Source organism: Arcticibacter svalbardensis MN12-7 (genome assembly GCF_000403135.1).
Lineage (GTDB): Bacteria > Bacteroidota > Bacteroidia > Sphingobacteriales > Sphingobacteriaceae > Arcticibacter > Arcticibacter svalbardensis.
In genome coordinates this window covers 1-17,793 of the sequence record NZ_AQPN01000107.1, presented here as the reverse complement: position 1 = coordinate 17,793, position 17,793 = coordinate 1, and the positions used below count along the sequence as shown (strand labels likewise).

Genomic DNA, 17,793 nt, shown 5'->3' with positions numbered 1-17,793 from the left:
ATTACACTTTTAATGTAGTGGTCCTGGGTTCGAATCCCAGCGGGATCACAAGAATTCAAAACCGCTTCTAAATAACATTTAGAAGCGGTTTTGTTTTTAAATGATTTATACTGGATGATTTGCTGTTCATATTTAAATATTTGTGATGTTCTGTAATTCTAGCTACTTCCCAACCTAAATCTTCTTTTACAATAATATATTCGTCAGTACAAAGCATTGAATTTGATACCTATATTTTATCTGCTATCCATGCTAATACTTAATTTTCTAAAAGTGAATCCTGCTTTTATTAGAGGTACCTCACAGGTAAAAAGAATCGAAATATCCCTTAGTGTCTAACTCCTAAATAGGACACATTTTTTCGTTTTGATCCATTGTTACTTAATCAAAAGACCCAAGAAGTAGTGGTACTGAACGTTACCAACATTCCAAATAATTCAAATTATTACTTGCGATAGTAATAATTTATATTTTACTTTGTATCTCAAAGTTCTTTTAAATGAAAGAAAACGATATATACTCTGAGCTTAGTTCGATTAGGAATCTGATGGAACGTTCAACCAAATTTATTTCGCTTAGCGGTCTATCTGGTATTATGGCCGGAATCTATGCTTTGATAGGAGCGTGGATCGCTTATAAATTGGTTTATACAGAAGACAGTGGATTGCTTTATAGAAATGTCTATGTGAATGATCCATTGGTTTGGTGGCCTTTATTTTTAGTTGCTGCAGTAGTGTTGATTTTATCATTAGTAACTGGTATTTGGCTTACTATCCGCCAAGCGAAGAAAAAGGGTGAGAATTTTTGGAATCCCGTGAGTAAACGATTACTATTGAGTATGATCATTCCATTAATTATCGGGGGCTTGCTAATCCTTATTTTTATATTCAGAGGTTACTACGGTATCATTTCTTCATCTTGTCTTATATTTTATGGACTTGCACTAATCTCAGGCAGTCAGTTTACTTTTTCGGATGTAAAATGGCTAGGTTTCTGTGAAGTCATACTTGGTTTACTGGCAGCTTTACTTCCTGGATATGGTCTATTTTTCTGGGTAATTGGCTTCGGAGTACTCCATATTTTTTATGGTTCCATTATGCATTTTAAATACAATCAGTGAAGGTATCCTTAGAACAGTTTGATAAAGCTTTTGAAAACCGGATACGCCTGCAGGTTATGAGCGTACTGGTTGCCAATGATAATTATGATTTTAACTCATTAAAAGACCTGTTGAACGTAACGGATGGGAATCTTGCGTCTCATTTGAAAGCTCTCGAAAAAGAGGAATATATTATCGTAAATAAGACTTTTGTTGGTCGTAAACCCAATACCCAATACGCTGCATCTCAAAAAGGAGTTGATGCCTTTAAGAAACACCTGGAAGCTCTTGAAAATTTAATTAAGCAACAGAAATATTAATATTTTTTTATCTATTTACTTTGAATTACAAAGTACTTTTAACTAAAGAACAATGAAAAAAACAACAGATTCACCATTAAAAGACGGCATGATCGTATCAGGCCTTTCCTCGATTATACTATCGGCTACACTTCTTTTCTTTTCAGGAGGTATCATGAAAGGAAATGAAGGTACCGGTTTTAGTTTATTCTTTATAAATTATTTATTTACTATAATTTATTCCATAGCGGTGGGGGTTACGGCTTTCAAAAGACATCGATGGAAACTATCAAACAGCAAAATAGAATATACGGTGTTGATGTTAATCTTATGGTTTATTAGTGCATTCGCTTTAAACAAGGTCATGAATGTATTTGATGAGTCAGTAGATTGGCTCACAGTATTGATAATTATTTCAAGCATAACATTAGTAATAGGGTCATTCAATTTGAAAATCCCTCCGTTCTTAATACATCTTATCTTTTTCTGTTTAGGTCTTTCTTTAGTGCTTTTTGTTTATTATTCCTTTTACTTAGTGCCGCTTTATTTAATCAGCGCTCCAGCTGCCATTGGTATAGGCATTTCACTTCATACTTATGTGCCCTTGCTTTTAAGCATTGTTACCGTTGTTTTATGTCGTAAAAATTTTAGACAGAATCGTACACTGCTGTACTCATTCTCTACTGGAATCCTTTTATGTATTCTAGCCACTGTAGCCTTTTTAGTAAGTTGGGGCCAGATTAATAATCTCGTAACAAAAACCACAAATCAAAACACGTTATATAATGGAAAATTGCCTAATTGGACTGTTGTGAGTCAGATCATTCCAAAAAACTTTGTAGCCGAACGGCTGATAAAGGCAGACCTTGTTTACAAGACAGTTGAAACCAGCGGAAATTGGTTCTGGAGTGGTTTCCCGAATCAATCATTCGATGAACCAATGAAACATGATCCCTTGGTAATAATAGCCAGTCTTTTTATGGGCAAGCCTAACCTGGATGAGAAAGAGCGAATTAAAATATTAGAAGCCATGTACGATTCAAGGCAACAGGCACAGGAGCGTCTTTGGAGTGGTGACAAGCTTCAAACATCAAATATAATTAGTGATGTGCGTATTTTTCCTGAATATCGAATGGCTTACACTGAAAAAATCCTAAGCGTCCAAAACACCGATCATAGACCTTGGAATGCTAATCAGGAGGCTATTTATACGTTTCACTTGCCTGAAGGAGCAGTGGTAAGCTCTCTATCCTTATGGATTGCAGGAAAGGAAGAAAAGGCTAATTTGACCACAAAGGCAACAGCTGATTCAGCATACAAGCAAATAGTGGGAGTTGAAAATCATGACCCTTCAGTCGTCCACTGGCAAGAAGGGAATACCGTATCCTTAAGAGTTTTCCCTTGTACACCTAATGAAGATAGAAAATTTAAAATAGGAGTGACCAGTCCGTTAAGAAAAGTAGGTAATAAGCTTATCTATGAAAATATTTATTTTGATGGCCCTACAGGCAAGAAAGCTTCAGAAACAGTACAATTTACTTTTTCTCAAGAACCCAAAGAGCTTAAACTCCCCTCTGATTGGAAAGAAATCAGTGACGGAATCTATCAAGTGGACCGCATTTACCAACCCTATTGGGAATTGAGCTGCAAATCACCTCAATTATCTGGTAATACCTTTTCATTTGATAAACGATCTTATCAATTAAAGGATTATGCTTTTCAGTACGAAAACTTTACTGCTGAGTCTATTTATCTTGATTTGAATAACTCATGGTCTGAAGATGAATTTGCCATCCTTTGGAATAATATTAAGACCCGGAAAGTATATGTGTATGATAATAAGATAGTTCAATTGAGCGAATCCAATAAAGACGCTGTGTTCGCAAGAATGAAGAAATTAAACTTTAGCTTATTTCCAATTTACAAAATAGCACAACCAGAAGATGCACTAATCATTTCTAAAAGCACTGAAGCGTCACCTAATTTTAGCGATTTAAAGGATAGTAAATTTGCTAAACGCACACTTTCTTACTTAAGCACTAATAAAAATATTCGTTTCTATTCCATTGGAACCGAGTTATCTCCTTATTTAAAGGCACTTAAGGAAATGAGGGTTTTTAATTATCACGCTGGATCCATCTCTTCTCTGCTTAAACTTATAAAAAATCAGAATTTTATTCAGCAAAAAGAGAACGCAGCAACAGTGCATATAGATAATGCTGAATTATTGATCATGGAATCCGTAGAACAAGGCCAGAGCAAGGCACCTGACCACTTATTACGTCTTTTTGCCTATAACGATATTATGAAGAAAGTAGCAGCTACCTGTTTTCAAAACGATTCGGTACAATCAGATGTGCTTGCTGAAGCAGAAAAGGCGAATATTGTAACTCCAGTTTCCAGTCTGATCGTATTGGAAAGTAAAAAGGACTATGAACGATTTAACATTAATGAAAGTAAAAACAGCCTTAAAAATGCTTCCATGAAATCTTCTGGTGCGGTACCTGAGCCCCATGAGTGGCTGTTAATAATGCTAACAGCCGGAATAGTGATTTATTTAATCAGGAAACCTGCCTTAACTAATCGATATGATCTCCCTTAAATTAAGTTTCTCCTATCCCGCAATTGCGGGGTATTTACTCTCCCTATTGTATTTCATGCTTATTATCGGGGCAATGAATAGTTACTATTTATGGAATGCAAATCTATTTATTGGCCTGTTACTCGCACCATACATCTGTTCCTTTAATATGGGTAAATTTTCAATCCGTTATCTCATACCTGCTGTAGTATTTATTGTATTAGCCCTATTTATCCCTGTAAGAACTACCGTTTTTATTGCTTTACTCTTCAGTTTTCTGTTTTTTTTGGAAAACTATATTGGCACAACCAGTTCCATGCTACTTTTCCTTCTTTTGCTCATATCACCCATTTTTAATTATTTAAGCAATGTTATCGGATTTCCAATCAGGCTATATCTGAGCGATTTCGCTGCAATTATCTTAGGTTGGGCAGGATCCCATACGCAAGCATATGGAAACATTATTGTGCAAGGGAACAATGAATTCGCTGTAGATCAGGCATGTGCTGGATTGAACATGCTGGCCACCTCGCTAATCATTTGTCTGTTTATAATCGCATACTATCAAAAAAGAACGAATAAACGATTTTCATTCGTACGCATCCTTACTTTACTTGTTATTACTACAGGCCTCAACATGATTTGCAATCTAATCAGGATTGTATTACTTGTTCAGTTTAAAATTCCCGCTGAATCTATTTATCACGATCTGATAGGTATTTTATGTCTTCTCGTATATGTAATGATCCCGCTGATGCTTTTAATTAAGAGAGCATCAGGAATAGCCGTAGAAAAACATTTAATAAATATTAAACCTTTTGTTATAAGATATCCAATCCTGCACCTGTTACTACTAACTACCGCTCTATTTGTCGCACTTAACCTCAAAAGGATGGATCAAATTGCCCCCTCTATTCAATCTATTAATCTCGAAGGATATCAAAAGAATGTCTTAAGCAATGGTATCTTGAAATTTGAAAACCACGAAGGTCTTGTTTATTTAAAATCAGGCGCATTCTATGCTGCTGATCATGACCCAATGGTATGCTGGAGAGGCAGTGGTTATACTTTCAAGTCAATTAAAAAAACGATTATAGGATCCATTGTTGTTTATACCGGCATCCTTGAAAAAGGAGGTGATAAAATCTATTCGTCCTGGTGGTTTGATAATGGTAAAATAAAAACGATCAATCAGTTTAACTGGCGTTGGAGAGCAGCAAAAGGTGAAAGAAACTTCTACCTGGTGAATGTCAATGCGCGAAATGCTTCTTCTTTAAAAAGAATAACGACAAGCTTACTATCCAAGAATCTAAATCTGTAAATGCACATGTTAAACTTTAATAAATACTACTTTATAGCTTCTGTTTTTCTCCTGATTATAGAGATCCTGATTGCCATATTCGCACACGATCAAATTATACGTCCTTATGTGGGCGATCTTTTAGTCGTCATTCTACTATATTGTTTCATTAAAAGCTTTTTGAATTTACCAGTAACAGGTACATTAATCTTTGTTCTTCTTTTTTCTTACTTATTAGAAACGCTCCAGTATTTTAACCTGGTTCAACATCTAGGATTAGGCAATTCGAGAATGAACAGTAAGCGCTACCAAACGGAAAGCAAAAACGTATAGTTAGAAAGATCTGGGGCAAGGGAGACACCATTCTTTTTATTTTTGCAGGTGCCTCAGCTTTTCCCTTTTGCCAGCAGTGCCTTTAATAAAATGGCTACCTTGTATAATGCTTAATTTATTCCTATTATCTATTTCAATATCCCATTGATTCCATCAACTCCTCTCTTATTAATAAAGCATTTCGTAATTTTGCCTTAATGACGAAAAAAGCAACACGAACCATATTAGTTGTAAACGACGATGGAATTGATGCTCCCGGTATAAAGGTATTAATCGATGCGATGAAAGAGTTGGGCAGAGTAGTGGTTGTCGCTCCTGATAGTCCGCAATCTGCAACGGGACATGCCATTACCATAGCTAAACCGCTCCGCCTGGACCGCGTACACATTTACCCTGATGTAGAAATGTATAAATGCTCAGGTACACCTGTAGACTGCGTTAAACTCGCTGTAAACAAAGTATTTCAAGGCAAAAAACCTGATATATGTGTATCAGGTATCAACCATGGCTTGAACCACTCCATAAATGTGATTTATTCCGGAACCATGTCTGCCGCTATGGAAGGTGCAATTGAAAGCATTCCTTCCGTCGGATTTTCTTACGATGACTTTTCTTATGATGCCGATTTCACAAAGTGCGTCCCTTTCGTAAAGATTTTAGTCAACCAGGTCCTGGAACATGGTCTCCCTTTAGGAACGCTGTTAAATGTAAACTTCCCTAATGTGGAAAAAATCAAGGGAATTAAGATCTGTCGCCAGGCCAATGCCAAATGGGCTGAAGAGTTTGACGAACGTAAAGACCCTCACAACCGCAATTACTATTGGCTTACCGGAATATTTCAATTGAACGATAAAGGAGAAGATACTGATGTTTGGGCACTCAATAACGACTACGTTTCTGTAGTGCCTGTTCAGTTTGACTTTACCGCTCACCACGCCATACCGTTTTTAAATAATTGGAAGCTCGATGTTTAAAAAGGATTTTATAAAAGATAATATCTGGATAGGCTTAATTCTTGGATTAATATTCCCAGCCATAGCCTACATATTTGTGGAGGTCCTAAAAAAGAATCTACGTATCCTGGAAAAGGACGACTTGCTCTACATTGGGTGTGTAGCCATCAATTTATTTCTTGTACGCTACCTGTTCAAAAAGAATCAGGAAAATACCGCAAGAGGGATTGTGGCTTCCACTTTTATCTGTGCATTTATCTTTTTCATCTATAAAGTACGACACTAAATCCCTATCACATGACTTATTATCTTATAGCAGGTGAGGCCTCAGGCGATCTACATGGTGCCAATCTGATGAAAGCGCTCAAGAAAACGGATCAACAGGCTGAATTTCGCTTCCTTGGAGGAGACCTCATGATGGCTGAAGGAGGGCATCTGGTCAAACACTATAGTGATATGGCATTCATGGGTTTCGTGGAGGTTGTTTTAAACCTTAGGACGATCCTAAAGAACATGAAAATGGTGAAGCAGGATTTGCTACAAAACAGACCTGATGCATTGGTGTTGATCGACTTTCCAGGATTCAATCTTAAGATAGCCGCTTTTGCAAAAAAGAATAACATAAAGGTTTTTTATTACATCTCTCCTAAAGTTTGGGCCTGGAATCAAAAGCGTGTTCTGAACATCAAAAAAGTAGTAGATCATCTCTACTGCATACTTCCCTTTGAAGTGGAGTTCTACCGTTCATGGGGTATGGAAGTAGACTATGTAGGAAACCCATTATTAGATGAAAAGGCAGCTTCCGTTCCCGATCCTGACTTTATACATAAATATCAGTTAGAGGGCAAAAAAATCATTGCATTGTTACCAGGAAGCCGCAGACAAGAAGTGTCTGCTATATTAACCGACATGTTAGGTGTCGTTGATGAATTTCCTGATTATCAATTTATCATAGCAGGAGCACCTACTTTTGATCAAGCCTATTATACAGCACTAATGCCCCATCATAAGCTGCCTGTACTATTCGGAAAAACCTATGATTTACTCCGTCATTCGGAAGCAGCAATTGTCACTTCAGGAACGGCTACTTTAGAAACCGCCCTTTTTCATGTTCCGCAGATTGTCGTATATAAAGGCAATAAAATATCTATCGCTATAGCCCGCATGGTAGTAAAGATCCGGTTCATTTCCTTAGTGAACCTCATCATGGATAAGCTGGTTGTGAAAGAACTAATTCAGGAAGATTGCAGCCCAGCCATCATTTCCAAAGAGCTGAACAGCATATTGAATGATGCAAAATATAGGAATACGATGCTGGACAATTACCAAGCTTTATCCGAAAAGATGGGTACGCCTGGCGCCTCACAACGCACAGCAGAATTAATAGTCAAAGCGCTTCAATAAAGAAGCACATAATCTTATTTAAATGAAAGCATTTCTTTTTGACCTGAACGGTACGATGATCGACGATATGGATTATCATAACCGGGCATGGCATAGTATACTTACCGAAGATCTTGGTAAAAAGATTTCCATGGAGGATACCAAACTACAGATGTATGGTAAAAATTCAGAGCTTCTTGAACGGGTGTTTGGTAAAGGTCATTTCAGCGATGAACAGATGGATGAATTATCCAAAGAAAAGGAGCGACGTTATCAGCTGGCATTTCGTCCGCATTTAAAGCTCATTGCCGGACTTGATACCTTTCTACAAACAGCAGAGCAGCATGGCATTAAAATGGCTATTGGATCCGCTGCAATACCCTTTAACATTGATTTTATTCTGGATAACTTAAATATCAGGCATTACTTTCCAGTTACAGTAAGTGCAGATGATGTAACTTATAGCAAACCTGATCCTGAAACTTTTGTCAAAGCAGCTGAACTATCAGGAGTAAAACCCGGAGACTGTATTGTATTCGAAGACAACCCAAAAGGGGTGGAGGCGGCTTTAAAAGCAGGAATGAAAGCAATTGTAATCACCACCATGCATGAAGAACGCGATTTTGAGGGACTTCCTAATATTTTAAAGTTCATTGAAGACTATAACGATCCTTATTTACAACAGCTTTTCTCTTAATAAATAAGCATAAAATAAAGTCATAATATAAAATCCTACAGATCATTGTAACCAAAGCAACAATAATCTGGAGGATTAAAATAAGAAAGCTAATATCAAATATTATTTATAAGCAACCTCGCTCCAACGCAACTCATTCTTAAGCTGATATAAATTAGTTTCCTTGCCAATCTTAACAAACTCAATTCCAGCCATTTCAGCAAAGTCCTGCATGTGTTCAGAAGTCAAATTCTGACTAAAGCCAGTATGATGCGCATCCCCCCGCAAGGATCCATACCGCACAACCAGTTTTCAATGCAGGATATGGTTTTCAAAGCACACTTGCTACAGGAAGATTCGGAAGATCATGCTCAGGAGCATTTGCACTTCCTCATAACTCAGCCCTTTATTCTTAATGCAGTTCATAATTTGAAAGCCAGTCTGATATTCATAATCACCTTCAATCATTTCATCCTCCATGGGTGGAGCACAAGGAACATCTACGGTAATATGATCAGCATGTGTGGTGCCAAAGATTGGAATATCACTAATTGAATCAAAAATAAATATGACTATTGGGAAAGAATCAATTTTATAAAAGAAAATTATTCGGACTTGGAACAAAGTTTAAAAAAGACTGCAGTTTATCTTTATATTGCGATTTATCCAGCATATAATAGTAGGCACCTTTCTTGGAACCTTCTTTATCTTTTTCTTTCTGTTTAATCAAAAGATTTGCTGAAAGCACCTTTCTGCTAAAATTCCGTTTATCAAATTCAAAGTCATATACCGCTGTGTACAAGGCTTGTAAATGGGGCAGGGTAAACTTCTCAGGCAGGAGTTCAAACAGTACAGGATGGAGGGCAGCCATATATCTTATTTTCTTCAATGCCGCTTCCACCATTTTATTATGATCAAAGATCAACTCAGGTCTTTCTTTCAAAAGAAACCATTCCGGATTATATTCTTCACTCAGTTGTTCCGTATATTGATCAATATCAATCAGGGCGAAGTAGGTAATACTCAACACCCGTTCCATAGGATCACGCTTTGGATCACCAAAAGCTTTCAGTTGCTGCATATATACACCTTCCAAACCTGTCTGTTGTTTCAAGATCCGGGCAGCAGAGTCTTCAGGACTTTCGTCAGCTTGCAGAAAACCACCCACAACACTCCATTTGCCCATTTCAGGCTCAAATCCACGATGAATCACTAATAATTTCATGTTTACCCCATCAAAACCGAAAATGATACAGTCAATTGCTATAATTTGTCGCGTTTGTTTAGAATACTTATTCATGAATGGGTTTATGGTCATTTGACGTACTTTCAACAAATAGAATCGAAAGATAAGAAATTTCATTTTTTTATTACATTAATACTTTATTAATTTCATTTTCTTTCTTAATTAAAAGGATAAATTTTTTTAAAAACAGATCTCATCTGCTTGTGTTTAAGATAACTGGCCTGCTAAAAGGCATGAAGATATGGGGATACACCTGCCTGCTGCGAAACAACTCTTTAAAAATACAAAATGCCCTTATCCGGAACCCGCGTATGTGTTGTTGTACCGGTAAGGAATGAAGCGGAAAACATTTGGGATACATTGGATGCCTTGCGTCTGCAGACCGATAATAAGGGCCATAAAATCGATCCTAATCTTTATGAAGTTTTAGTATTAGTAAACAACTGTACAGATGCCTCGTTCGCTATTACAAAAGAATTTCAATATAAATACCCTAAATTCAGACTGCATATTGATCAAATTCAATTACCTGATCCACTTGCCAATATTGGCACTGTCCGCAGTCTTTTAATGGATGAAGCTTATCGCCGATTTATGCTGATCTCCAACGAAGAAGGCATTATCGCATCCACAGATGGCGACACCATAGCAGATCAGAACTGGCTCTATTACATCATGTCCGAAATTGATAAAGGTAATGATGCTGTTGGAGGAAGGATTTTAGCCCTTCAGCAATCCGATACCGCCCGGTTGTATCACCTGAGGGATGTGACTTACCGCTGTCTCCTGGCTCAAGCCGAATCTCTCATCGATCCACAACTGCATGATCCGATGCCCCGCCACTTTCAATATTTTGGCGCAAGTCTGGCTGTTACCTGCAAAATGTATCAGCTGGTTGGTCGATTACCACAGGTTCCAAATCTGGAAGATATGGCATTCCATCAGGCCTTAATCCGCCATGACGCCAAAATAAGGAAGAGTTTTAACGTCAAAGTATATACCTCATCCAGAATCCAGGGAAGGGTAGATATTGGTTTCTCAGAACAACTCAGACAGTGGACTTTAGACAGCGCAGCTAATAAAACACAGCAAGTAGAATCCGTTGAAATTCAGCTACGTAAATTTAAACTGCGCAAACGTTTAAGGAAGTGCTGGTTAGAATTCCAAAACAGAGGATTGCCACAGCAGGAACTAATTGATCTCGCCTCCCTATTAAAGTTCAAAATAGAATGGCTCCATACTCAATTTACTACAGCACCTTATTTTGGAATACTTTGGGAAGCAGTGGAAAAAGCCTTACATCAAGCGCATTGGCAACAAAGTCAACGCCCACAACCCATTATGAAGGCCATACATGAACTCCGAACATTTATTCATGATCATCAGGCTACTGTTTTTCAAATAGATCCAGACGATAACTTTCTGTTCGTTTACAAAGCAAATGCTTAAATGAAGAGCCTAGGCCAACTGACTGCATAAAAAAGTCGTGTACTTCATCACCAGTTAGCGGATAGTCGGGCACAAAAGGAGTCCAATGCACCATTAATAAATGGCCATTTGTTTCCAGATGTTGAATAATCTCATCCTTTAATCGCTCTAAATCAGTCATAGAAAGGTAATAGCCCACTTCCGACATGACGATCAGATCAAAATTGTCAGATGGAAACTGATCCGGCACAGCCATTTTTTGAACCCTAACCTGAGGATAATCCTTGAGTGCAACTCTTGCCTTTATTAAAGGAGCCTCAACAGCATCAACCGATAAAAGCCTATCACATTTCTGACTAAGCATCCGGCTCAATACGCCTATGGAACAACCGATTTCAAAAGCATTTTTATACCTGTCGCGAGGTAAGGCGTCAACAGTCACCTCATACTTATCTCGCTCATAGTCACTCGTTTCAAAGTTCCATGGATCCTCATTTGCACGATAAACATCATTAAAGTAATCCTCCTGCAAAGTTTTGTTTTTCTTATCCATCTATATTAGTTTTTTTATAAATATTTCATCTGCTTTTTCAAAGTGAGCTAATACTTCAGGCGACAAAATGAAACCATCAGGATCGTCATCAATTAAGGTAGTCGTTTGCGAAATATGAGCTTCAATAGCTTGCTTTTTAAGACCTATAACCGGTTCAATGTTTACTTTAAAAACCTCAACTTCACCTAAAAGTGGCAAATCAGCAGGGTCAGCCCGTTCCCATAACCAGATAAAATATTCCAATTGAGTGGGTTGCTGATCAATAGGAGCTAGAGCAGCCTGTATAATCTGCCAGGTTGCACGATGATCAGGATGAGGATCCCGTTGCCATGGTATCAGAATAGTTTGAGGCCCAACTTTATATAATACAGCGGTAAGCCTGTTTACTGCCTCTTCAAAATCAGTGCGGCCCCTTGAAGGTAATGAACCATCTTTTAAACGCAAAAACCTAATTTCAGAGGACTCAACACCTAACACCTTCAATGCTTCTACAGCTTCAATCTCTCTCGTTAGTATCAGCTTTTCAGCAGGATAAAGCAAAGAGTTTGGATGAGACATACTTCCGTCAGTCATAAATACAACCTGAACAGGGATATTAGCCTGTCTCAATAAAGCAATAGTACCACCACAACCCAAAGACTCATCATCCTGGTGTGGCGCTATGACTAAAGTCTGTCCGAAATTCAATAGTTCTGCAGATGAAATTAGTTGCGCTTGATTAATCCAGTTAAGCTTATTGTTCATTCCAAAGTCCTCTTGTAGTATCCTGATTCAGCACATATTCACCAATAGCTGTTAAAGTCTGGTCAGGTGCGGGTTGTCTTAAATAGGTAGTCAGATCGCGATGAATCCGCTCCAGATTATTCGGGCGCATTAGTCCGCGTGAACCAATAGAACGTTCCGCTAACTGCATCACGCGCAAACAAACATCCTCTATCACCGTCCGCGTCATGTTTGCATAAGCCAGAAGCTGTTCGCATTTATCAGCCTGTTTCACCCAAAGGTCATACTTAATCCCAGCCTGATGGATCCACAGGTTTCCGGTTTCCACTAAAAAGCTTATTTCTGCCACTCTTGCCCTTTGGAAAGCATCCTCCGTACGATGAGCGTTTCTCAGAAATTGCTGCGTTTCCTCTAATATTGCTTCCGCCGCTCCCAGTTGTACAGCAGCAAAACGAATTGCGCCACCACTAAAATAAGGTTGTCTATAATAAGCATCCGGAGGGCCGAGCAAATCAATCTCCTCAATTTCAATTCCCGTAAAATCAACTTTAAAACTAGCAGAGGCACGCATACCAAGTGGTTTCCAAAAACTGCTGTCCACCTGAAGAAGCTGAACTTTTTCCTTTGGAAGGATACACATCTGCCAGCCTTTTCCATCAGCGGATAACAATTCACCTGTAATCAGCGGGCATTCCACCCATCCAGCACCCGAACAGAAAGTTTTAGAACCCTCCAACCGATATTGCCCATCACCCAAATCATGAATCCGCACGCCACCAGCATCCTGAGTATTCCACACACCAAAAAGTTTTTCATATGTGGTTACATCAGAAAACCAACGTTCCTGCTGTTCCAAAGTACCAAATAAATGTATCAGATATAGCGCATTGATGTGCCCCTCGTAGATCCGTCCCACAGGTAAATTGGCACGGCCTATTTGCTTTAAAAGATCCAGTAATTCTGCAGTATGATCCTGTTCAAAAGAAAGCGGTTTACCCGGCAAAGTAATATCCATTAAGGAAGCATCACTCATCCACTTAAATTCATGTTCAGGAAAACAACCCTCCTGATCTATATGTACAGCGTTTTGAGCGATCTTATCACAAAGATCCTGAAGAGATACTACTTGATTTACAATAGGAGGGATGATCATTGCAGCCACAATTTATCAGGCATACATAGAAAGTTTTAACCTTCTTTTTGTTTGATGAATTTAGCAATTATTTATAATGGTTATTTCGCTTTTATCCTGTCTTCAATCATACCCCTGAAACCTTTAGCAGGAAGCTTCTTGTTTCCTGCTTCAAAAGCCTTAAGTACAGCGCCTCTTGACGTTTTCATTGATGAAGTAGTACTTGAAGTACTGACAGGAAAAACACCATCTACCAAATATTGATAAGCGGCATTGATAGAGTTTTCATTTTTATCGCCCAATAAATAACTGTAGTTATCTTTTGCTAAAGCATCAGGAGTAAAACCTGCATAATAATCTGCTTTGTCTTCTTTATTCCTGGATTCGAACATACTCAGGTATACATCGTACTTATCAATTTTTATAGGGAAAAATCCTACCGGTTTCCCATAACTCTGCTCCCCAACCAGCTGGACATTCATATAAGGTTTCAGACTATTGATGACGAGTTCACTAGCGGAAGCAGTACTGGATGTGACAATAAATACCACATTTCTTATATTACTCAATGATCCCTTTTTAGCAAACAAAGTTGTATTACCTGCCACGGTATAGTCAATATCGTCATAATAGGTTTTCATTCTGCCATTACTATATTGAATTTTATCATTATCATCCCGATAAGGTAAATTCTTCAGGATAGTTGCCTTTTTTTCCTGCATCATCGTATTATAATGTTCTGTAAACATAACACTTCCATTGATACTGGATGGAGCAATTAAATTAGCCAAATATTGAGCTGTAGAAACATAACCACCACCATTATAGCGCAGGTCAATGATCAAATCAGTAACTCCAGCAGTAGCAAAATTAGTAAATACTTCGGCAAGAGCAGACTCAGAGTTCGTTGGAGTAGTAAACGCGGAATAAGCCAGATATCCAATTTTTTTAGCACCTGCAGTATAAACAGTATCGCAAATAATGGGAGTACTCTTGTATGAACTCACATTAAGTGTTACATTTAAAGCTGTACCATCACGTGTCGTTCCTTTTAATGTAGCCGGCGATACTGTATTATTAAAAAAGGTATTGTTTAACAAATCTTCCTCGCTACCGTAAAAATTAGAACCAACAGCTGTACCGTTAATAGAGGTAATTTTATCCCCCCTTTTTATCCCTGCTTTCTCTGCCGGTGAGTTATGCGCAACTGCTGTTACATATGGTGTATAATTCTTGGCAGTTCCGTCTAATGTAATATCAATACCAAGATCGTAGCCATTACCTTCCAGATCTACAGAACTTTGAGCATTACCAACAAAAGCGATTGGGTTATCATCATCAGTGTTGCTGATAAAACTGTATTTTGTGTCATCGACACTGCCTAAATTATATTCATAAGAAAGACCAGTAGCCGAATTTATTGGATATCGTGTAATCGCAAAAAGTTCTTGATTAAATCCAGCTTCTTCATCCGTTTGAACATACTTCCTGGGGTTAAATGCATCATAAGTAGGCAATGAGGTGTTCCATAAATAAACTTCCTTTGCATAAAGAAAAACAGAATCAGTAATCAGCTCAACTCGTGATGAATTTGTTTCCTTATCTTTTTTACAACCTGTGATGATACTCAGTGCAATAACTGCTACAGAAAGGATGGAGGTTAAGGACTTAGCCTTTTTTTTGTTCATATAAATTAGTTATCCTGATCAGAAATATGTTTTACAGTTTAAAAATATTTTTTAGTATATACGTGATAAACCTTGACTTAGTGTATTAAATATCGTAATTATATTTACAATAAATTCAGTAATTACTGTATTATGATCAAATATCTTACCAAGTACCTGTTGAACAAGGAATAATACATCATAACAAAGTTAACGAAGGATTAAATTTTAGTGTATACAAGTACCGATCAATGAACATTTTGTATCGATAGATTTTAAAATATTATGGGCATAGGATGTTGATTGGCTCATTTAGGATTAGGTATAGGAGAATCCTATGATATGAAATTTCGATGGGCTTTCCTTTTATTTTTAGTTAAAAACAGACACCTATCTTTTAACATATGCTTCTGATATGATTGGGATAAGAGTCCAGGATAAGTCCAGTTGTAGCTTATTTAAGTCGGACTTACACCAGATTTTTACTAGTTGGTATTTGCTTTAAAGTACATACAATATAGTTGTTATGCTGCTTTATTTTAGTTTGGAGTTTTGAGTTAAACGGATCAGATTACCTTTTATTGGAAATAACTGTCGTATTAAGGAAGATTTAAGAAGTTTTAGAGTTTTTTTCGCTCTTAAAAATGTTTAGCTGTTACTTTATACAAATAACATAACAGCATGGCAACTATAGACAATAAAGGAATGGTACACGGAACAGCAGGTTCTGTAATCTACCGTACTTACCGGGGAAAGAATATCATCCAAGGGAAAGCAAAAGTATTTAAGCAAACTGAAAAAACTAAAAGGAGTGCTACCGAGTTTGGAATTTCAAGTTCTTCGGCAGCAGTGCTCAGGACGGCATTTGAACCGGCTTATTTTTTCAAAGATGGGACGGCAGCTTACAGGAGTACGCAAATGGTGTACCGGTCGATATTGAACAATGTAAGCGGAGAGAAGGGAAAAAGGGATCTGCATGATGGTGACCTATCTTTTTTACAGGGATTGGATTTTAATGCCAACAGTAAACTAAACGAATTTTTGCAGATGAGCCACTCGGTAAGTAAAAGTGAAGAGGGTTTGGTACGTGTTACATTAGGGTCCTTGAACACAAAAACAGGGATCAAAAGGCCCAAAAATGCAAGCGGAGCCTATATGAAGCATCGCATAAGGCTAATGTTGGTTGCCTTTAACTTCAGGGAAGAGTATTATGAAAACCTGGGCTTTCAGGATATGGATCTGGAAGGGTATCAAAGTTTTGAAGGGCAAGTAATCACATTTACAGAAAAGATTCCTGAAGACTGTTTGGCACTAGTCAGTATGTCACTTATGTTGTACTCAACTGTAAGTCAAACAAATGAAAGCATCTTATTGAATAGTGTAGCGTTCAGCCCTTGTGCCATTATAGGTGTGTTTCAATCCGAAAAGCCATCTGAGTATCCATTGAAAGAAGTTGAGATGCAACCCTCTCACTACCCAGGCAGAGAAGAGAAAATCAAAGGAATGTTTTATAAAGGCAATTTACTCGTGATGGTACTGGTAAATAAAACTAACAAACAAACTGGAGAAAGCAATAAAAGGGCTGTACTACCCAGTCCTAAGTTTAAAGAAAAAGAAGCAAATACTGGCATTTTGCTAAAAGAGCGAATTTATTTTGGCAAACAATAGGTTCAATGCTAGCTGTTTATATTTCAATTGTTATTCTAGAAAAGTTACCGATTATAAAAATTGGATCACCTCATCAGGCGGTAAAACAATAATCCCGGCGTTTTTGAAATCTTTTAAATTTCTGGTTATGATAAAGTCCATACCAACTATGGAATTTGCAGCAAATATTTGAATGGCATCTTCAAAGTCCTTATGATTTGATAATAAGCTTTTTTTTATAATGGACTTATCGATGGAAATTAGATCAATGAAATCTAGTAGAGAATACAGTAACTCTCTTAATTCCTTTTCGCCGACGTGTTTTTTAAGTAAGTAATGTGTAGTTGCATATGAATGAGAGGAGGTAAATAGCCTGACTTGCTTCTTTTCAGCCAAATTGAAAATTTCTATTGCAAACTTGCTGAATGGGGGCCTGTCGGCAAGAAGATCAATCAGAATATTTGTATCAACAAACACATTCTTCATAAATGCTTGCTTTCGAAATAAGCTCCAAGTTCTTTTTTTTCGTCGAAATTGGCAGGTAGCTTAACCGCACCCACTATTTTCTTCAGCTTAGGGGAAATGTGCTTTGCATCATGGTGTTCATCTGTAAGTGTTTCTAAATATTTTTCTATTAACTCTGATAAACTTCTGCCTGTTTGCTTGGAGTAGGACTTCGCTTTTTTAATGACGGTTTCATCTACGGTTAATGTCAACTTTGTTGTCATACTAAGTGTATTTTTAATAAAGATACGTGTTTGTGCGGAGAATTC

Annotated in this window: 20 protein-coding genes; 11 read left to right on the top strand and 9 right to left on the bottom strand. The window is 37.6% G+C overall.

From position 1 onward, the window contains the following. The first annotated feature begins 499 nt into the window (after nucleotides 1-499). The 9 genes from ADIARSV_RS14880 (at nucleotide 500) to ADIARSV_RS14840 (ending at nucleotide 8,645) form a co-directional block, all read left to right on the top strand. Entirely contained in the window at nucleotides 500-1,120 is a 621-nt protein-coding gene (locus tag ADIARSV_RS14880) for a hypothetical protein (RefSeq protein WP_040300254.1), read from the top strand. Beyond that, nucleotides 1,117-1,419, top strand: coding sequence for a winged helix-turn-helix domain-containing protein (locus tag ADIARSV_RS14875; protein ID WP_016196407.1), 303 nt, complete (start codon nucleotides 1,117-1,119; stop codon nucleotides 1,417-1,419). Before ADIARSV_RS14880 ends, ADIARSV_RS14875 begins: the two co-directional genes overlap by 4 nt. A 52-nt stretch (nucleotides 1,420-1,471) precedes the next feature. Beyond that, entirely contained in the window at nucleotides 1,472-4,000 is a 2,529-nt protein-coding gene (locus ADIARSV_RS14870; protein WP_016196406.1) for an XrtN system VIT domain-containing protein, read from the top strand. Next, nucleotides 3,987-5,300 (top strand): exosortase N, encoded by a 1,314-nt coding sequence (gene xrtN, locus ADIARSV_RS14865; protein ID WP_016196405.1) that lies wholly within the window; start codon nucleotides 3,987-3,989, stop codon nucleotides 5,298-5,300. The genes ADIARSV_RS14870 and xrtN overlap by 14 nt, the downstream gene beginning before the upstream one ends. Nucleotides 5,301-5,306: 6 nt before the next feature. Next, nucleotides 5,307-5,612, top strand: coding sequence for a ribosomal maturation YjgA family protein (locus tag ADIARSV_RS14860; RefSeq protein ID WP_160166673.1), 306 nt, complete (start codon nucleotides 5,307-5,309; stop codon nucleotides 5,610-5,612). 197 nt (nucleotides 5,613-5,809) lie between these two features. Beyond that, entirely contained in the window at nucleotides 5,810-6,586 is a 777-nt protein-coding gene (surE, locus tag ADIARSV_RS14855) for a 5'/3'-nucleotidase SurE (RefSeq protein ID WP_016196403.1), read from the top strand. Further along, nucleotides 6,579-6,851, top strand: a complete 273-nt coding sequence (locus tag ADIARSV_RS14850; RefSeq protein WP_016196402.1) for a hypothetical protein — start codon at nucleotides 6,579-6,581, stop codon at nucleotides 6,849-6,851. The genes surE and ADIARSV_RS14850 overlap by 8 nt, the downstream gene beginning before the upstream one ends. 11 nt (nucleotides 6,852-6,862) lie before the next feature. After that, the gene (lpxB, locus tag ADIARSV_RS14845; protein WP_016196401.1) at nucleotides 6,863-7,969 is read left to right on the top strand and encodes a lipid-A-disaccharide synthase; all 1,107 of its coding nucleotides are present in this window, start codon (nucleotides 6,863-6,865) and stop codon (nucleotides 7,967-7,969) included. Nucleotides 7,970-7,991: 22 nt separating this feature from the next. Continuing rightward, nucleotides 7,992-8,645: an HAD family hydrolase gene (locus ADIARSV_RS14840; RefSeq protein WP_016196400.1), complete on the top strand. Its 654-nt coding sequence runs from the start codon at nucleotides 7,992-7,994 to the stop codon at nucleotides 8,643-8,645. Between the two features lie 102 nt (nucleotides 8,646-8,747). Here the strand turns inward: ADIARSV_RS14840 and ADIARSV_RS14835 are convergent, their stop codons facing one another. From ADIARSV_RS14835 to ADIARSV_RS14825, 3 genes are read right to left on the bottom strand one after another with little or no spacing between them, the layout of a single operon-like run. Next, entirely contained in the window at nucleotides 8,748-8,927 is a 180-nt protein-coding gene (locus tag ADIARSV_RS14835) for an L-arabinose isomerase (protein WP_016196399.1), read from the bottom strand. A gap of 42 nt (nucleotides 8,928-8,969) precedes the next feature. Then, nucleotides 8,970-9,248 carry a class II aldolase/adducin head domain-containing protein gene (locus tag ADIARSV_RS22645; RefSeq protein WP_040300252.1) on the bottom strand — a complete coding sequence of 93 codons (279 nt, stop codon included), beginning with the start codon at nucleotides 9,246-9,248 and terminating at the stop codon, nucleotides 8,970-8,972. Continuing rightward, a complete protein-coding gene (locus ADIARSV_RS14825) occupies nucleotides 9,217-9,924 on the bottom strand; it encodes an NUDIX hydrolase (RefSeq protein ID WP_040300251.1) in 708 nt (235 codons plus the stop codon). The genes ADIARSV_RS22645 and ADIARSV_RS14825 overlap by 32 nt, the downstream gene beginning before the upstream one ends. Nucleotides 9,925-10,158: 234 nt before the next feature. Here ADIARSV_RS14825 and ADIARSV_RS14820 point away from each other — a divergent pair, with 234 nt between their 5' ends. Next, nucleotides 10,159-11,319, top strand: coding sequence for a glycosyltransferase (locus ADIARSV_RS14820; protein WP_016196396.1), 1,161 nt, complete (start codon nucleotides 10,159-10,161; stop codon nucleotides 11,317-11,319). Here the strand turns inward: ADIARSV_RS14820 and ADIARSV_RS14815 are convergent. The 4 genes from ADIARSV_RS14815 to ADIARSV_RS20745 all read right to left on the bottom strand — a co-directional run bounded on the left by ADIARSV_RS14815 (nucleotide 11,258) and on the right by ADIARSV_RS20745 (nucleotide 15,394). Continuing rightward, nucleotides 11,258-11,851: an SAM-dependent methyltransferase gene (locus ADIARSV_RS14815; RefSeq protein WP_040300250.1), complete on the bottom strand. Its 594-nt coding sequence runs from the start codon at nucleotides 11,849-11,851 to the stop codon at nucleotides 11,258-11,260. The genes ADIARSV_RS14820 and ADIARSV_RS14815 overlap by 62 nt on opposite strands. Further along, entirely contained in the window at nucleotides 11,852-12,595 is a 744-nt protein-coding gene (locus ADIARSV_RS14810; protein ID WP_016196395.1) for a PIG-L deacetylase family protein, read from the bottom strand. Next, a complete protein-coding gene (locus ADIARSV_RS14805; RefSeq protein ID WP_016196394.1) occupies nucleotides 12,585-13,727 on the bottom strand; it encodes an acyl-CoA dehydrogenase family protein in 1,143 nt (380 codons plus the stop codon). The genes ADIARSV_RS14810 and ADIARSV_RS14805 overlap by 11 nt, the downstream gene beginning before the upstream one ends. A gap of 80 nt (nucleotides 13,728-13,807) precedes the next feature. Beyond that, entirely contained in the window at nucleotides 13,808-15,394 is a 1,587-nt protein-coding gene (locus tag ADIARSV_RS20745; protein WP_016196393.1) for a S41 family peptidase, read from the bottom strand. Nucleotides 15,395-16,054: 660 nt separating this feature from the next. Between ADIARSV_RS20745 and ADIARSV_RS14795 the strand changes: the two genes are divergently transcribed. After that, complete coding sequence (locus ADIARSV_RS14795; RefSeq protein WP_016196392.1) at nucleotides 16,055-17,041, top strand: hypothetical protein; 987 nt, start codon at nucleotides 16,055-16,057, stop codon at nucleotides 17,039-17,041. A 51-nt stretch (nucleotides 17,042-17,092) separates the two neighbouring features. Here the strand turns inward: ADIARSV_RS14795 and ADIARSV_RS14790 are convergent, their stop codons facing one another. Together ADIARSV_RS14790 and ADIARSV_RS14785 are read right to left on the bottom strand one after the other, a co-directional pair. After that, nucleotides 17,093-17,506: a type II toxin-antitoxin system VapC family toxin gene (locus tag ADIARSV_RS14790; protein WP_016196391.1), complete on the bottom strand. Its 414-nt coding sequence runs from the start codon at nucleotides 17,504-17,506 to the stop codon at nucleotides 17,093-17,095. Further along, on the bottom strand, nucleotides 17,503-17,793 hold a 291-nt coding region (locus tag ADIARSV_RS14785; protein ID WP_316929516.1), incomplete at its 5' end, for a DUF6364 family protein. The genes ADIARSV_RS14785 and ADIARSV_RS14790, both read right to left, overlap by 4 nt.

Coding starts and splice junctions, on each gene's coding strand:
- xrtN (WP_016196405.1), top strand. CDS start 3,987: ATGATCTCCCTTAAATTAAGTTTCTCCTATCCCGCAATTGCGGGGTAT.
- ADIARSV_RS14805 (WP_016196394.1), bottom strand. CDS start 13,727: ATGATCATCCCTCCTATTGTAAATCAAGTAGTATCTCTTCAGGATCTT.
- ADIARSV_RS14825 (WP_040300251.1), bottom strand. CDS start 9,924: ATGAATAAGTATTCTAAACAAACGCGACAAATTATAGCAATTGACTGT.
- ADIARSV_RS14810 (WP_016196395.1), bottom strand. CDS start 12,595: ATGAACAATAAGCTTAACTGGATTAATCAAGCGCAACTAATTTCATCT.
- ADIARSV_RS14820 (WP_016196396.1), top strand. CDS start 10,159: ATGCCCTTATCCGGAACCCGCGTATGTGTTGTTGTACCGGTAAGGAAT.
- lpxB (WP_016196401.1), top strand. CDS start 6,863: ATGACTTATTATCTTATAGCAGGTGAGGCCTCAGGCGATCTACATGGT.
- ADIARSV_RS14790 (WP_016196391.1), bottom strand. CDS start 17,506: ATGAAGAATGTGTTTGTTGATACAAATATTCTGATTGATCTTCTTGCC.
- ADIARSV_RS14840 (WP_016196400.1), top strand. CDS start 7,992: ATGAAAGCATTTCTTTTTGACCTGAACGGTACGATGATCGACGATATG.
- ADIARSV_RS14795 (WP_016196392.1), top strand. CDS start 16,055: ATGGCAACTATAGACAATAAAGGAATGGTACACGGAACAGCAGGTTCT.
- ADIARSV_RS14880 (WP_040300254.1), top strand. CDS start 500: ATGAAAGAAAACGATATATACTCTGAGCTTAGTTCGATTAGGAATCTG.
- ADIARSV_RS14870 (WP_016196406.1), top strand. CDS start 1,472: ATGAAAAAAACAACAGATTCACCATTAAAAGACGGCATGATCGTATCA.
- ADIARSV_RS14850 (WP_016196402.1), top strand. CDS start 6,579: ATGTTTAAAAAGGATTTTATAAAAGATAATATCTGGATAGGCTTAATT.
- ADIARSV_RS20745 (WP_016196393.1), bottom strand. CDS start 15,394: ATGAACAAAAAAAAGGCTAAGTCCTTAACCTCCATCCTTTCTGTAGCA.
- ADIARSV_RS14860 (WP_160166673.1), top strand. CDS start 5,307: ATGTTAAACTTTAATAAATACTACTTTATAGCTTCTGTTTTTCTCCTG.
- surE (WP_016196403.1), top strand. CDS start 5,810: ATGACGAAAAAAGCAACACGAACCATATTAGTTGTAAACGACGATGGA.
- ADIARSV_RS14815 (WP_040300250.1), bottom strand. CDS start 11,851: ATGGATAAGAAAAACAAAACTTTGCAGGAGGATTACTTTAATGATGTT.